Origin of the sequence: Pseudomonas putida (assembly GCF_028682455.1) — a bacterium.
GTDB classification, from domain to species: Bacteria; Pseudomonadota; Gammaproteobacteria; order Pseudomonadales; family Pseudomonadaceae; genus Aquipseudomonas; species Aquipseudomonas putida_AA.
On record NZ_JANHLD010000002.1, the window covers coordinates 1,308,767 to 1,323,749 of the forward strand.

14 protein-coding genes and 2 pseudogenes are annotated in these 14,983 nt (G+C 56.0%); 9 read left to right on the top strand and 7 right to left on the bottom strand.

Annotated elements, in window-relative coordinates:
* Positions 1–9 precede the first annotated feature (9 nt).
* Entirely contained in the window at positions 10–711 is a 702-nt protein-coding gene (gene arsH / locus NPS58_RS16510; protein WP_274116424.1) for an arsenical resistance protein ArsH, read from the top strand.
* A 78-nt stretch (positions 712–789) separates the two neighbouring features.
* Positions 790–1,752 (top strand): bifunctional GNAT family N-acetyltransferase/nucleoside diphosphate kinase regulator, encoded by a 963-nt coding sequence (locus NPS58_RS16515; protein WP_274116425.1) that lies wholly within the window; start codon positions 790–792, stop codon positions 1,750–1,752.
* Positions 1,753–1,970: 218 nt separating this feature from the next.
* Here the strand turns inward: NPS58_RS16515 and NPS58_RS16520 are convergent, their stop codons facing one another.
* From NPS58_RS16520 to NPS58_RS16535, 4 genes are all read right to left on the bottom strand, one after another.
* Positions 1,971–4,400, bottom strand: a complete 2,430-nt coding sequence (locus NPS58_RS16520) for a TonB-dependent siderophore receptor (RefSeq protein WP_274116426.1) — start codon at positions 4,398–4,400, stop codon at positions 1,971–1,973.
* Between the two features lie 113 nt (positions 4,401–4,513).
* Positions 4,514–5,452: a FecR domain-containing protein gene (locus tag NPS58_RS16525; protein ID WP_274116427.1), complete on the bottom strand. Its 939-nt coding sequence runs from the start codon at positions 5,450–5,452 to the stop codon at positions 4,514–4,516.
* Positions 5,453–5,457: 5 nt separating this feature from the next.
* Entirely contained in the window at positions 5,458–5,961 is a 504-nt protein-coding gene (locus tag NPS58_RS16530) for a sigma-70 family RNA polymerase sigma factor (RefSeq protein WP_274116428.1), read from the bottom strand.
* A 131-nt stretch (positions 5,962–6,092) separates the two neighbouring features.
* On the bottom strand, positions 6,093–6,299 hold the full coding sequence (locus tag NPS58_RS16535; RefSeq protein ID WP_274116429.1) for a hypothetical protein: 207 nt from the start codon (positions 6,297–6,299) through the stop codon (positions 6,093–6,095).
* Between the two features lie 451 nt (positions 6,300–6,750).
* On the opposite strand from NPS58_RS16535, the gene NPS58_RS16540 reads away from it, so the two are divergent.
* Both NPS58_RS16540 and NPS58_RS29650 read left to right on the top strand, forming a co-directional pair.
* Positions 6,751–7,056, top strand: a complete 306-nt coding sequence (locus tag NPS58_RS16540) for a hypothetical protein (RefSeq protein ID WP_274116430.1) — start codon at positions 6,751–6,753, stop codon at positions 7,054–7,056.
* Between the two features lie 224 nt (positions 7,057–7,280).
* Positions 7,281–7,493: pseudogene (locus NPS58_RS29650) on the top strand (hypothetical protein); the annotation flags it as partial.
* A 128-nt stretch (positions 7,494–7,621) separates the two neighbouring features.
* On the opposite strand, the gene NPS58_RS16545 reads toward NPS58_RS29650, so the two are convergent.
* A complete protein-coding gene (locus NPS58_RS16545; protein ID WP_274116431.1) occupies positions 7,622–7,918 on the bottom strand; it encodes a hypothetical protein in 297 nt (98 codons plus the stop codon).
* Between the two features lie 502 nt (positions 7,919–8,420).
* On the opposite strand from NPS58_RS16545, the pseudogene NPS58_RS16550 reads away from it, so the two are divergent.
* From NPS58_RS16550 to NPS58_RS16570, 5 genes and pseudogenes are all read left to right on the top strand, one after another.
* Positions 8,421–9,212 (top strand): annotated as a pseudogene (locus NPS58_RS16550) (tyrosine-type recombinase/integrase); the annotation flags it as partial.
* Between the two features lie 893 nt (positions 9,213–10,105).
* Positions 10,106–10,264, top strand: a complete 159-nt coding sequence (locus NPS58_RS16555) for a hypothetical protein (protein ID WP_274116432.1) — start codon at positions 10,106–10,108, stop codon at positions 10,262–10,264.
* 7 nt (positions 10,265–10,271) lie between these two features.
* Positions 10,272–11,072: a hypothetical protein gene (locus tag NPS58_RS16560; RefSeq protein WP_274116433.1), complete on the top strand. Its 801-nt coding sequence runs from the start codon at positions 10,272–10,274 to the stop codon at positions 11,070–11,072.
* Positions 11,073–11,293: 221 nt separating this feature from the next.
* Complete coding sequence (locus NPS58_RS16565; protein WP_274116434.1) at positions 11,294–11,551, top strand: hypothetical protein; 258 nt, start codon at positions 11,294–11,296, stop codon at positions 11,549–11,551.
* 191 nt (positions 11,552–11,742) lie between these two features.
* Positions 11,743–12,093 (top strand): hypothetical protein, encoded by a 351-nt coding sequence (locus tag NPS58_RS16570; RefSeq protein WP_274116435.1) that lies wholly within the window; start codon positions 11,743–11,745, stop codon positions 12,091–12,093.
* 76 nt (positions 12,094–12,169) lie between these two features.
* Here NPS58_RS16570 and NPS58_RS16575 read toward each other — a convergent pair whose 3' ends face one another.
* On the bottom strand, positions 12,170–13,213 hold the full coding sequence (locus NPS58_RS16575; RefSeq protein WP_274116436.1) for a phage portal protein: 1,044 nt from the start codon (positions 13,211–13,213) through the stop codon (positions 12,170–12,172).
* On the bottom strand, positions 13,213–14,964 hold the full coding sequence (locus NPS58_RS16580; RefSeq protein ID WP_274116437.1) for a terminase ATPase subunit family protein: 1,752 nt from the start codon (positions 14,962–14,964) through the stop codon (positions 13,213–13,215). Before NPS58_RS16580 ends, NPS58_RS16575 begins: the two co-directional genes overlap by 1 nt.
* Positions 14,965–14,983 lie beyond the last annotated feature (19 nt).

The window sequence follows — 14,983 nt, forward strand, 5'->3', positions numbered from 1 at the left end:
GGAGGATATATGTCAGAACATTTGCCCAACCTCGACCTTTCCCTGTTCGACGACGCACAGATCCCGCCTCGCACGGGCGATCACAAGCCGCGCATTCTGCTGCTTTATGGTTCGACTCGCGAACGCTCGTTCAGCCGTCTGCTGGTCGAAGAAGCCGCACGTCTGCTGCAGCACTTCGGCGCAGAAACCCGCATCTTCAACCCCTCCGGTTTACCACTGCCCGACGATGTACCAGTGGATCATCCCAAGGTGCAGGAACTACGTGATCTGGTGCTGTGGTCGGAAGGTCAGGTCTGGTGCTCGCCCGAACGGCATGGCGCGATGTCAGCCGTGTTCAAGGCGCAGATCGACTGGATACCCCTTGCGCTCGGTGCCATTCGCCCGACACAGGGCAAAACTCTGGCGGTGATGCAGGTCTGCGGAGGATCGCAGTCTTTCAACGTGGTCAATCAGCTGCGTGTGCTGGGTCGCTGGATGCGCATGTTCACCATCCCCAATCAATCCTCAGTGCCAAAGGCCTATATGGAGTTCGACGAAGCTGGCCGGATGAAGCCCTCGGCGTTCTACGATCGAGTGGTCGACGTGATGGAGGAACTGGTGAAGTTCACCCTTCTGCTGCGCGACCGCCAGGATTTTCTGGTGGATCGCTACTCGGAACGCAAGGAAAGCGCCGAACAGCTCATGACGCGCGTGAACCAGCGTTCAATCTGAGGTGAGGGTCAAACCCCCGTGACGAGTTCCTCGGCTGCGCGTTTTATCTTAAAATAGCCGGTTGCCGAAAGAACCGTCATGGCCATAGCCATGAAGGGCTTTCATCCTTTACGAATAAGTGTGGTGAAGATGAACAAGCCTTTCATTTCGCTGTGCCCTGAAATTACTCGGGCACACGCGCTGACGTTGATGGATTGGTTGGAGGATGAGCGCGTCACCTGCTATCTGAGCGATTCGCGTCATGTCTCCCGCTCCATCGAGCAAGTCATCGACCGGACTCAATTGCCAATCCTGACCCATCTATTCAACCGGGGCGGCCGATTCTTCATGGCCTATGACCGGCATGACGCCCCCGTGGGCTTTGTTCGTCTCATCAAGACTGGCCCGAATTGCGAGATAGTGCTGGTCATCGGAGACAGCGACAAATGGGGCCGTAACCTTGGCGCCAGTACGATCCGCGAAGGCATGAAACTGGCCTTCCTCGACATGCGGGCCGAGAAGCTCATCGCCAAGATCCACCCGGACAACGCGCGCTCGCTGAAAGCCTTTCTGCGCAGCGGCTTTCTGCTTGAGAGCGAAACGCCGGCATTGAAGTCATTTTCCATGACGGCAGCGCGCTATCTGCGGTTCTTGCGTGAAGGTGCCACTAGCGACTCCACTGAGATCTACATCACTGAAATCGACAAGGCCAGGCTCGAGAGTCTAATCGCGCTCGAGCAAGGCCCGGCCGCGGTTGAACTCGAACATGAGCTTGAGCGAGCCATTGTCGTCAAGCCGCAGCAGGTGGCGCGCAATGTCGTCACGATGAACTCGCGGGCCTTGCTGCAGCTGGACGACGAAGAGATCGAAGTGGCGCTGGTCTACCCTGAAGACGCGGACAGCAGCGCCGGGAAGTATTCCGTGTGTTCCGACATCGGCGCCGCCATTCTGGGCTACCAGGAGGGGGACGCCATCGACTGGCGAATTTCTGACCGGACCCGCCGGATCGGGATCAGGAAAGTGCTTTACCAGCCGGAGGCCGCGGGCGATTACCACCTGTAATTGCGCCTTTAGCTCAGTGTTCGTCCATCAGGCGCGAAGATCCCCAAAGGATGGGGTCGCGCTTCCGTGCCTGAAGATGCCCGCCCAGTGGGTCTTTGCGGCACGCTTCGGTTCCAAAACTTTCGGATTGTCGCCTCGCTACAAGCCGCATTCTACAACGGTGCACCCTATGAGTTTTGGAACCGATTTTCACCGCCTTTTCTGGCCGAGCCCTAGCATCAATATTGGTAACGTAACGTGACCGCAAAATTGCGTGGGTCACCAAAGTACAAGCCACCGAAGTTGTTTGAAGTTGGCAAGGACTGGTAGTAGACCTTGTCCAGGGCATTGTTGAGGTTGTACTGCACGCTGAACTGTTGGTTGATTTGATAATGGGCATGCAGGTTGAGCAAGGCGTAGCCACCTTGTTCGATATCGTAGCCAGTCACATCGGCGACGGTTTGGCTCTGGGCATATACATCACCACCCACACGCCATTGGTCGAGGGCACCGGACAAGCGGTAGTCCGTCGACACCTTGAGCAGGCGGCGCGGGATCTTTCGATAATAGTCCGAGCCCTTGCTGCTGCCCGCCACATACTCGGGATCGCTATAGGTGTAGCCAGCGCTGACGTTCCAGTTCTCCAATGGCTCACCGGAAATCTCCAGTTCAAAGCCGCGGTTACGCACTTTCGCACCGGTTTCATAGCACTTGCTCGTACCGGTAACGCCACAGGTGGGCGAAACCGACAGTGCCTCGGGCATGTTCTCCAAGTTGGTCTGGAAAATGGCCAGCGAGGTGTTCAGGCGGCCATCGAAGTACTCACCCTTGATGCCAGTTTCATAGTTCTCGCCTTCGATCGGGTCAAGCAAGGTATTGCCGATACCGTAGTAACTCTGTGTCTTGTAGATCTCGGTGTAGCTGGCATACCAGCTGTGGTGCTTGTCCAGGTCCAGTACCAGCCCTGCGTATGGCACCAACCGGCCATTCTCCCGGTACTGATCATTGGTATAGGGGCTGGCCACCTTGTAGTCCGACCAACTCACCCGCGTGCCGAGGATCAGGCTCAGGTCATCAGTGAGGCTGAAGCGGGAGGCACCGTACAGACCGCGCTCCTTGCGCTTGTAGTTATAGTCAGAGCCAATAGGACTTAGGATGGGGTTGGGCAGAGCACTGTAATCAAAGTCGGTGATGTCGATCGTAGGGTTGTTGGTGGCGCTCTTGATTACAGCGTCGAATTCGTCCTGGCGACTGTTGGCCCCCAGCATCAACTGGTGCTTGCGCCCGAACAGCTCGAAGGGGCCAGTAGCATAGAGGTCCAGCGCGAACTGGGTGTCTTCGTAATCGGCCTGGGAGACAGTCATGCGATAGTTGTCGCCCGATACCCGGTTCGGATACGCGGAGAGGAAGTCTGCGTTCGACCAAATCGCATTCATGGCCAGGGTCAATTTCCACTCGTTGTCGAAATTGTGCGTGACATCGCCGAACAGCGTGTAGTTGTCGCGATCCAAGTGGGCCCACTCGCCGTTGAGGTTGGTGGAACGCGAAAGTGGATAGAAGGAGCCGTCACTGCGGGTATTCAAGCCGCCCCAGTCATAGCCGTTCTGGTTGTCCTTCTGGATAGTGGCGCCAACCGTCAGCACGGTGGAGTCGGTGAGATCCGCCTCGCCGACCAGATACAGCAATTGGTTGTCCCGCTCGGAGCCGTCCTTGTAGCTGTTAGCGTTGTTGTAGTAGGTCACTGCACGGCCGCGAACATTGCCCGTGGCGGTCAATGGCCCGGAAACATCCACCTGGCTACGATAGTTGTCCCAGGAGCCTGCACCCAGTTCCGCACCCAAGCGAAAGTCCTGGGTCGGTCGTTTACGCACCAGGTTGATCGCCGCCGACGGGTTACCCGTACCCTGCATCAGACCGTTGGCCCCACGTACGACTTCGACGCGGTCATAGACGGCCATATTCGAGGTGGACATGACGTCCATGGAGTAGTTTTCCGAGATATTGGTCGGAATTCCGTCATATTGCAGATCGCTGATCTCGAAACCGCGTGAGTAATAGGTAGAGCGGTCAGCGCCGATCTTGGTGAGGGTGATACCGGTCGCCGTGCGCGCGATATCGTCCAGGTTCTGGATGTTCTGGTCGTCCATCTTCTTGCGAGTGATCACCGTCACCGACTGCGGCGTTTCCCGCAGGCTCAGGGCGAACTTGGTCGCGGTATTGGTCGAGCCCGTGGTGTAGGAGCCGGAGCCCTCGGTCGTAGCGCCCAGGGATTGCCCGTCGACATTGGTGGTACCGAGTACTACCACGTCCGAGGCCCCGCCCTGGACCAGCAGATAACCACCATTGGCCTGGCGCTGAGCCTGCAAGCCACTATTGGACAGCAGCAGCGCCAACCCTTCATCAACACCGTAGGCGCCGTCAAGGCCCGGGGTCGTCAGCGCATGTATCTGCCGCGGATCGAAGGAAATCGTCACACCCGCCTGCACGCCGAACTGGGTCAGCGCGCTACCAAGCGGGCCTGCGGCAATGTGATAGGCCATGCGACTCTGGGCCTGAGCCGCTGCAGGTATCAGCACCACCCCCGGCACACTCGCCATAGTCAGACCGAACATCGCCAGGCGTACCGCGCGGGGCAATGAAATCGAGGGAGAGAGGCAAAGCTGGGGCATGGGATGATCCTTCCGTTGTCATGGCAGAAATCCGCTGTCATCGCGGCTCTTGTCATTGACGGATGAGAATCTGAATCGGCAAGGCGCCCCGAATATTTTCTGCAAGTGACGGTTCAGGCGGCCTCGATACTGACCCAGTAACGGGTCAGGTACCGCACCTTCACCGGCAACGTCCTAGCCAGGTTTTCCAGGACCGCATCTGTATCGTCGATACGAAATGCTCCGGAAATACTCAGGTCCCGGACCGCCCCAGCGCAGCGCAGCACACCCGGACGATAGCGCCCGAGCTCATCGACGAAGTCCCCGAGCTGCCATTCGTTGACACTCAGCATGCCTTGGACCCAGGCGGTCGAGTCCGCCGGCAAGGCGTACGAAGGGTCGGCGCGATCATGATCGAAGGCCGCCTGCTGACCGGCGTCCAGGCGCGCCACCCGCTCAGGATGGCGACGAGGACGGATCTCAACCGCCGACTGCAGCACGCCGACCCGGGTCTGGTCTGCCATTTGGCGCACGCTGAAGCGCGTCCCGAGCGCGTGAATGCGCCCGCCCATGGTTTCGACGACAAAGGGCCTCTGGCCGGGATCTCTGGCGGTTTGCACGAGAATCTCTCCACGATATAGACGGATAAGACGAAGGTGCCCGTTGAAACTCACATCCAGCGCGGTATTGGCGTTGAGTTCCACCTGCGATCCATCTTCCAGACGCAGCGAACGACGCTCGCGCGCCCCCGTGCTCTGCTGAGCGAGCAGGCCGTAGTTCTCCAGCGGCTTGCCGACCATCCAGGTACCCCCTCCGACCGCCAGTAGCACGCTGAGGATCTTCAACACCTCTCGGCGCTGCGCCTGGGCTGCGTCCAGGCTCGATCGAGCTGCATGCATGGGCACTGTTGCCCACTGTCGCTGGAACGCCTCGACCCGCGCCCACGCCTCGACGTGCAAAGGGTCCGCCTCCAACCATTGCTGCCACGCCTGGGTGCAGGCCTCGTCCACCCCACCATCGTTGAGCTGTACATACCAGGTCGCAGCAGCCTCGAGAGTCCGACGATCCGGCATCGCAGTCACCGGCTGTCAGCCAGCAGCAGGCACTCGGTCATGGCCCGCACCAGATGATTCTTCACCGTGGTGACCGAGACCCCGAGACGTTCGGCGACGGCCACATAGGTCTGCCCCTCCAGCTGTACTGACAGAAAAATCTCCCGGGTGCGCTTGCCCAACTCATCCAGCAGGCTGTCGACCGTCACTAACATCTCGAGAATGGACAAACGCACCTCAGGTGATACCTCGACCGGTTCAGGCTTCTGCGCCAAGGCGAACAGATACGCCTGTTCAATCGCCCGTCGCCGTGACTTGTCGATCAACAGAGAGCGCGCAATTGAACTCAAGTAACCCCGCGGCTCTCGAATCGGGGCGGCATTTCGCGCCGTCATGACCCGCACGAACGTGTCCTGCGCCAAATCCGCAGCATCGGCCGAATTGCCCAAGCGACTGCGCAGCCAGCCTTTCAGCCAACCATTGTGTTCGGAGTAAAGCTGGTGGAGTGCCAAGGGCTCGAGTGCGGACATAGGTGGCCACTAAATATGCAAATGGTAATTGATCGCATTATTTAGGGCGAAGGCGGTTCGTGCAAGGGGAATCCGCCAACACGGCGTCAAGCCGGCCGGGACGAAGAGCATGTATTTCACGGGTGGCACATTCAGTGGCGAGTCTGAGCTGGGTCGCCGAGTGACCGGCGCTGATACTCCTGCAAGGCTTCCATTAGCGATTCAGCCTCAAGTCGCAAGCGCTCAACCTCTTCAGCAGCTGTCAAGGAGTCACGAGCTTCGTGGTACCGGCGCATTGCATCCATCGTCTGCTGTATCAACGGCTCACCGGTGACCATCTTTTCGTCCAGGTCATCCATGATTCAGCTCCCTGTTGATTGGGTCAGGGCAGTATAGGTCGCCGCGCACACAGTACCAACCGGGCGAATTTGGTCGACGGTCCGCGAAAGGAAATAGCAGAACCAACAATACTATGCATTTCTTATAAATGTTAGAAACCCATAAAGAGCATCGTCACTCTTAAATTAATCACGAAGTATGGGAGATTTCGCTCGACGCACTACCCCACTAAAGTGCGAAGTGAGATTCCCCCGCCTCACCGAATAAGAAATAAATTGTAACAAAGGCCTCTTGAAATATTCTAAACATCAAGAAACCAATATTTACCGACCAAGAATGAGAAACCTTGCCTTTTATAGCTGGATGGAAACCCAGTTCATTAAAGCCCCACCCAATGGTAACGTATGCTTTCGCATTGCTCAGCACAAGAAACTACATGAGCAAATTTGTTGGTTGAATAAGGATTAACAAATGACTATCGAGCGAGAGATTTTCTCGGCCCTTATCGCGCAGAACGCATTTCAAGATGAAAAGCCGAGCGTACAAAGCTACGCTCAGCTAGCTGTCGACAAGGGATTTAGAGCGCTTTCGTCAAAGCAACAGGCAGTGGTAAGCCCCTTCCTGCAAAAAAAATGCGAGGGCATGAAAAAACCAAATGAAAAACATAACAACTGCCAGAATACTATAGGCGGTCGTGAATTGGTTACAGCTCTTGAGAAATCCGAGCCTTATAAAGGATGGCGCTGTGAGAGCTGCCGAAGTGCATCTGAAGAATAAAGCGATCTAAAGAGAGTAGTAACCTGAAACCTATAAAAACAACCAGAAAATTACTATTGCTCTCGCTACTCCTGAACGTTATTGCAGCAGGCCACCACAGGCCTGCTCGCAGGTCTTTCTTTTCTTTAGGTCCTGGTCAATACCCCCATCTGAATCGCCCCTAGTTTCGTGTCGGCTCATAACCTCTATGCCTGGATAAAGCGCTTCAGCAAACCTCAAGAAGAACGGCATTGAGAGCGTTCTATCGACGTCTCGCTGCTCGAATCGGCAAAGCCAAGGCAGTCATGGCTACCGCGTGAAAGATCGCCATCCTGTTCTACAACGCCATGCGTTTCGGCATGAATTATCAAGACCCAGGAGCCGATCACTACGAGCAAAAATACCGGGAGCGAGTGGTAAAAGGCACCCCGGCACCGCGATCTGCGAATCAGGGCTAAGTGTGAGATCAACGACGCCAAAGGCCAGCCGGTGATCAACAAGAAGACCAAGGCACCGAAGGTTGGTTGGATGGGCTTTCAGCCCGAAGTACCACCCAAAGCGGTTTAGCTAGCAACCATTAACTCTCTCAGAACGAGGGCAGATCGGAAATCCGTTTGCCTGCCTCGCCCTGCTCCTCTACCAGTGACCCACGACCATCAGGAACAATCTGGCCCCCAGAGAGGCGTTTATCGAATGGACCAAAGGTCAGGATGAACGAGTCGCCACCGTCTATTAGGCACAACACCTCCTGCACATCAAATTTTCTTGGGGCTGCGGATCCCGGCAGAGTGTTAGCTACATAACCGTGCGTTTCTTGCCCCTGAAGCGCAACCAGCCTTCTGTCTTCGTCATATCTAGCTGCAGTCACCGCGTAAACTGTCATAGCCAAAACCTCCCCTTGAATTGTGAAGTATAGCTACCAACGAGGTATCCCCCTGCCCACAGCAATCGACCTGTTCGCCGACCTCGGCGGATGGAGTACAGGCGCGCGCGCCGAAGCATAACCACCCACACCTATTGCGCCGAAGCATCGGCACTGTTATCTGGCTTGATTTCCGTATACCAGTGGGACGGCTCACCTACTCCCCAGATTACGATATTGATCTTCTGGCAGTGCTCACACTGGAACTCAAACTCAGGCCTTGGGTCATCGGGGTCGAAGTCCATTGCCTCCCCACAACCCGCACAGCCCGACATTAGTGTCTCTTTATTGTCACGCCCGCTCATAACGCGCACCTCTCTGCAATACGTTAAGCGTAGCCAACTCCAACGCCACGGAATTACTCCAACCCGACGAGGTACCCCCATGCCCACAGAAAACCGACCAGCAACACCGACATGGCCGTAGGACTGCCCTACCCATTCTGCGGTGGTAGCAAGGGGCGCGCACGCAGAAGGACAATCTCTCGGAGCTGCGACAGTTGCGACCTGTGTTCGATAGCGCGCCAATCGATACGCTTACACCAGCAGTGATTGCGCAGTACCGCGATGCCTGGTCGGCGAAGGTACGGGCAAATCGCGAGATTGCAACCCTCTCCCACGTATTCAATATGGCCAGGGAGTGGGGGCTTACCGCAAAAGAGAACCCCTGCCAGGGTGTTCGCAAAAACAAGGAGACGCCTCGGAACTTCTATGCCAATGACGCGGTATGGGATGCGGTCTACAAGAAAGCAGTACCGGAACTGAAAGACGCCATGGACTTGGCGTATCTGACGGGCCAGCGTCCTGCGGACGTACTGGTGATGAGAAGGGACGATATCGAGGGCGGTTATCTGGTTGTGCAGCAGAACAAGACACACAAGAAGCTGCGCATCATGCTCTCGGTGGACGGAATAGATAACAGCCTGGGCAAGCTGATCAAGCAGATGGCCGCACGGAACCAGGAGCACAGTTCCAGCTACCTGATTGTCAGCGAGCGAGGCAAGCGCATGTCTGCGCCGATGCTGCGTAACCGCTGGGACGAGGCTCGGGCGCTGGCCAGATCGGCAGCCTTGTAGGAAGGCGACAGTCTCCTGGCGTCTCGGATCACGCAGTTCCAGTTCCGCGATATCCGCCCGAAGGCAGCATCCGAAATCAAGGATATTGAGGACGCCAGCCTGCTATTGGGGCACACCAAAAGCGACATCACAGAGCGTGTTTACAGGCGCGTAGGCGCCATCGCGAAGCCTTCAAAATAGGAGGAGTTTTGGAACACATCCATAATAGTTATGGAACACTTGGGTATTTAGGCAGGTTCCAAAGGGGCTTTTCTACACCCCAGAAACGCAAAAAGCCCTGAATAATCAGGGCTTTGAAGATGGCGGAAGCGTAGAGATTCGAACTCAACATAATGGCGTGGGCGTGGCTGGAGGCCTCGATTTACGTGAGGTAGAGAGTGGGTGAGTACGCATTTGTGTTCCCAGAGTATTCCCAGATCTTTTGTGGACGTCACCCTGCCACCCCTCCTCCTAAGGGAATTTTCCATTTAATGTTGACCCCTCAAAAAAAGGTAATTTTGGTAATCGAATTTTTTATCAGCCACGAAGCCCTTTAAAATCAACATGTTAAGCGAATTATTTAAAGGTAATTTTTTAGTAATCAGTAGGTAATCGAATTACCCAAACCTCTGGCTGGACCGGGGAATAGTCAAACCCAATAAAATCAGTGACTTAGAAAAAAATTACCTTTTGACTTACCACTACTTACCTTTTTTGGTAATCGCTACAAGCCACGGATTCCGTGGCCTGAGGCGTATTCGCTAAGGGGTGATTACCGAAATTACCGATTTTTGAGACGCCAACTCAGAAATGCCCCAACTGCACCATGCCATCCAGGCAGGTGCCGCAGAAATCACCCACGCTGCAGGGATTCGCAGACCCCCCATGTAGCCCATACCCTGCCAAAGCCCAGATACAGGGCGGCTTGGACCTGGCTGCAGGGGCGCAGAAATTTCGACACGTTTAGCCCGCAGGCGTGGCGGGGGGACGATTGCGCGCGCCAGGTGTAGGGCGACTTGCCGACCGCAGTCCGGCTGGGCAAACTGCTCAGCGTAAAGCTCTACCCTAGAAGAAACATCGTAAGGAACGCGTTGATGACAATGCCCGTGCTGTTTGAGTTTGGAGCGCTGCCGGTACGAGTGATAACCGGAGAAGATGGGAAGTATTGGTTCTCCACCAGGCTGCAGGTCGTGGATATTCGAAGCTTGTTGTTGCGCTTCAATACTCAGCAGCCGAAGCGGCAACTGGCGTGAGAATGGTATGCCCAAATGTTCCAATCCCGCCAAAACACAAGCAAGAAAGATTGATCAATCAAATCATCCAAGAAATGGAATTTTTATGAAAACTCTAAGTGTAAAACATCTAGCAGATAAAATATTTAGCCTCGCAGAAGACACTCAAGAGATATACGAAGAAGTAATCAGCAACTCCAAAGTACCATTTGACAGCCAAGACGCGCGCCTTGTCGCACTTGTTGGAATCAAGCTAGACCTACTTGCCTGCGCACATACACTCTCCCTAAGTAACAACTCAAAGATAAAGCTTCAAGAAGAGTCCCCAGAGAACTGGGAGCTAGAATACTGCAAGCTGGTCGAAAGCAACCAAACGGCAAAAAATGCCCATGAAACCATTGAAACCTATTTCAAAAATACTCTGATAGTATCTATTCACTTCAAGATTGACAGCCTATTCAAAAACCTACTCAAATCACTAGATGAAGATAACAACAACATTTTTCATGAGAGCGCAAAAAAACTTTTAGCGAAATGCGGAACTGAAAATACAGAACACTTCCTTAACTGCCTCTCAGCTCTTACGTACATTCGCAACTCCCTCCACGCAAATGGAGTACATCACGGCAAACCGCTGCGCCTCGAAATAGACGGATTTGAGTATGTTTTCTTAGATAACTCTGTAGTCACATGCGCAGGCTGGGCACACATAGAGGCCATAACTATAGCAAACCTGAAAAACATTAGAGCCTTACTAAACTCTAGTAGTTTGTCCAGCATCAGCCAGCCAATTCGCGATGAATTTTCATTCGGCCGAGAATACCACTAAACAAACATCAAGCCGGGGGAGATCCCGCCAACCCCAAACTTAACTTTTTGCAAAGCAAGATAATTCGAAAAGTGAGAAGCATACAACTTCTTCGCCAAGCCACTCACTGCCACATGAATGATACTGTTGATCAGCAGCGCAACCGGAGTAAGGCTGAATTGATGCCCCCCGATCTCAGCCCTGATCGCGCGGACTAAGCAACTATTGTAGGAGTCAAAAACATGCCCGATATTCATGGGAAACGAATAGACGCAGAGAGGCTTGAGTCCGTGCTGGAGGATGCGCGACTTTCTATCTCAAACACTGATCGCGGTTTCGGGGCATTTCACGCTGCCGGTTACGCGAGAGGAGCTATTGAAACTCTTCGCCACCTGGGCGTGCTCAGCGCGAAGGAGTTCGGGCAGCTGGAGCACAAAGTAATGATTGCCGAGGCTGATGCCGATGTGGATGCTTCATTTGGCGAAGACTTGTACGACTAGGCCCCGGCATAGTGTCGGTACTTGGGGAATAATCGGCAACCTGATCACCCAGGAAGAGGCGGCCAGAATTCAGGAGAGAATTAATGGAGTGGCTAGCGAAGCTGTTCGAGGACGCTGACTGAGGTGTCCGAATTCCGGCATATGCCGGACTCGTACTCTCAATCTGGGCGCTCTGGAGAGGACGGACAGTCGTGAAGGTGCGGCTAGGTGATGATCCACGGGACAGCACGATCGTGATCAGAAACCTCAGTCCGCATGCGATCGAGATCACCACCATCGGTCTGGTTGAAGCGGATGGCAGCCTTACCAAGTGGGCTGAGGATCTGGGTTTTAATGATGATTTGCCGAAGCAGATCGACGCACGATCTGAGCTGGTTCTTCAGCTCGATCTGGACATGACGACTAGGCTCGCGTACGAGCAAAAAATCCGCGGCCGTTGCGGTTGCTATGTGCGTATAGCTGGTGGAAAGGTTTACGCTGACCCCGGAAGATTTCAGCGGTGGAGGTGGCGATCACTTGGCAAGAAACCCATCGGTCTCTGACCGTTCGCCTCGAATTCATTCACAACCAGACCGAAAAAGCCGCCTCAATGCGCGGCTTTTCTGTTTCGGGTGTTGCTCAGCTTGCACTGTTCGCTGGCAACTCATATGGGTTGAACCGGATTACCTCTTCCCCTAGCCATTCGTTGATCTGCAGCAGCCTGGCCTGCTCGGGTTCCAGCTCGTTCACCGCCCACACCTGGGTCGCCTCACGCACCGAACCAAAGCCGCCAGAGTTCTGAGGTACAACGCCCATCAACTGCGGCGGGATCCGCAGCATGGCCAGTTGATCGTCGCGGCTGATGTTCTTGATCGCGCCGAAGTCGTCCTTCGCCGCCACCTCACTGATCGGGATGAGCTGGATGCCGTCTTTCTTGCCGTTGGGCGCGTACATGAACAGGTTGCGGAAATTGCCCGGCCCCTTGCTGCTCTTCATCGCCGTGCGCAGGTCGTCGACAAAGTCTTCATTCTGGGCAGCGTCGGTCATGTACAAGATGAAACCCGCGTGGCTACCGTTCTGGTAGTACTTGCGGCGGAAAAGCGTTGCCGCCTCGTTGAGCAGCGCGGCCTGCAGCGCTGGCAACCATTCCGGCAGGCCGTACACCTCCTGGTTGATGTCGGCCACCCGTAGATGGCAGATGCTGCCAGCCCTGAACTCGTGCTCATCACGCCAGCCGCGCACCTGGTAGTAGGTTTCCAGATCCGCACCTCGGCGCATGTACTTCGCCAGGCAAGGTAGAAGCCCAATCGCCCGGCCGAGCATGTTGTCGCGCTTCTCCAGGTACAGATTGCCCGACCACCCCAGGTCCATGATGATCTGCTCGAAAGCCTGCCGGCTCAGCAGCTTGTGGGGAATGAAGGTCCGGGCCAGGGCGTTGCGCTTGAAGATCAGCCCAGACTGCAGATAAACGCTGGCTTTCGACGAGCGGGCCAGGCCTTCCAGCGAGACAGGTGGCTCATACCATCTACCGTTGAGGTAGCACTCCAGGTAATCCAGGATCTCGCGCCCGTCCAGGACCGGTACCGGATCGCCAAAGGTGAAGGCTTCGGCTCGGGCATTGGGGCTGGCGAGCAGCTCACCAGCCGGCGCCGGCGCGGCGCCGGACAGATCGATGTTGCTCATCAGAAGATCTCCATGATGCGTGTGTTGGTAGCGGTCTGCCCTTCGAGCGGCTCGTTGTGCAGCGCGTGGAACAGTGCCCAGGCCAAGTCGGCGTGGCCAGTGGCTTCGTTACGGCCTGCGGTGTAAGTGAATTGGCGGCCACCAGGTGTGATGGTTTTGCGGATAGCCATGAGGGACTGCGCCACATCTGTCGCGCCGGCATCGAACTCCAGCCGGCCCTTGCTGATGACGTCCCACGCCTTCATCACCAAACGGGTTTTGACCTCTGGGTTGTAGGCGAAGGTGCGAAGCGCTGGGAAGAACTGGCGCACCAGCTGGGCCACGGCGCTGCCCATACCCGTTGTGTCGATACCGATGTAGGCCACGTTGTAGCGCCTGGTGATCTGGCGGATCGTCTCGGCCTGCGAGTTGAAGTCCATCCCGCGGAACTGGTGCTTCTCCAACAGGAAGAACTTCCCGCCCGGCACCAACGGAGGCGCGAGCACCACCAGGCCGGCGGAGTCTCCGGTTTCCGCCGGGTCGTACCCAACCCATACCGGTCGCTCTCCGTATGGCCTAGCAGCGAACGGGCTGTATCCGGGCCAGTCCCAACTTTCCACCATGCAGGGCTGCAGCATGCTGAGCGGGAAAATACTCGCGCCGTCATCCACGAACTGGCACATGAGCAGGTTCTGAAACGCTGCGGCATCGTACTCAAGTCGCAGCTCATCCAGGTCGAACAGGTCGCAGCCCCTGGCTTCGGCGTCCATGATCGTGACGATCTGCCGCCAGATCTTGTCCTCGCACAGCCGCCCCTGCTGCAGGGCCTCGTGGGTCACATCCAGCTGGATGTGCTGCGCGGTAGGTTTACCCTTGTTGATCCGTTCGCCGGTCCACCAGGTGTAGGCCGGATGCGCCATGCTGCTTGGCGTCGAAAAATATGTTTTACGCCACTTCTTGTGCAGCGCCATGCCCGAGGCCACTTTGTTGATCTCGGCGAAGCCGTGCACCCAGAAGAACTCGTCGAAGTAGAAATTGCCGGACCGACCCTGGGCGGTGCGGAAGTTCGTACCCAGGAAATGCAGCTCGGCGTTGTTCCAGAGCACGATGGGGTCGCCGGTCAGCTTGATGCCCAGCACCTCATTGAGGAAGGCTTGCATGTACGTTTTGAACTGGTGCGCCTGGGCCTTGCTGGCCGACAGGAAAATCTGGTTACGACCTGTGGTGATGGCGTCGATCAGCGCTTCCCGCGCGAAATAGAACGTTGCGCCGATCTGCCGGCTTTTGAGGATCATCCGGGTGCGCTGATTGCCAGCACGGTACCAGTCGAGCTGGTAGTCGAAACAGCTGTCGCGGAAGGCGTCGACCAGTTTCTCGATCTGCTCCTCATCCAGTTCGTTGCGCTTGGCCTGCTTCTTCGGCCCTTCGTTGCGCTTGGCGATGTTCGGGTTTAAGTCGGTTTCGGTACCGCCCCCCTGATACCGCTGAATGCGTGCCTGCCGCTCCAGCTGCCGATGCAGAAGGTCGATTTCTTTGAAGTCGCCGCTGGTCTTGCCGTCTTTCAGGATCAGCTGCACCAGCCGCGCTTCCAGGGCGCCGCCAATACGCTCGACGTTGTCGGCCCGATCCCATTCATCTCGGGCCTTCCAGCTGTGGACGGTCTTCTCCTTCTCGTCGAGATAATCGGCGATATCGGTGATGCGCCACCCAGTCCAGTACATGAACTTGGCTTGGCGGCGCGGATCGGTCGTGGGTTGGGTGGTAGTGTTCATGGCGCCGATGCTGCCGCTC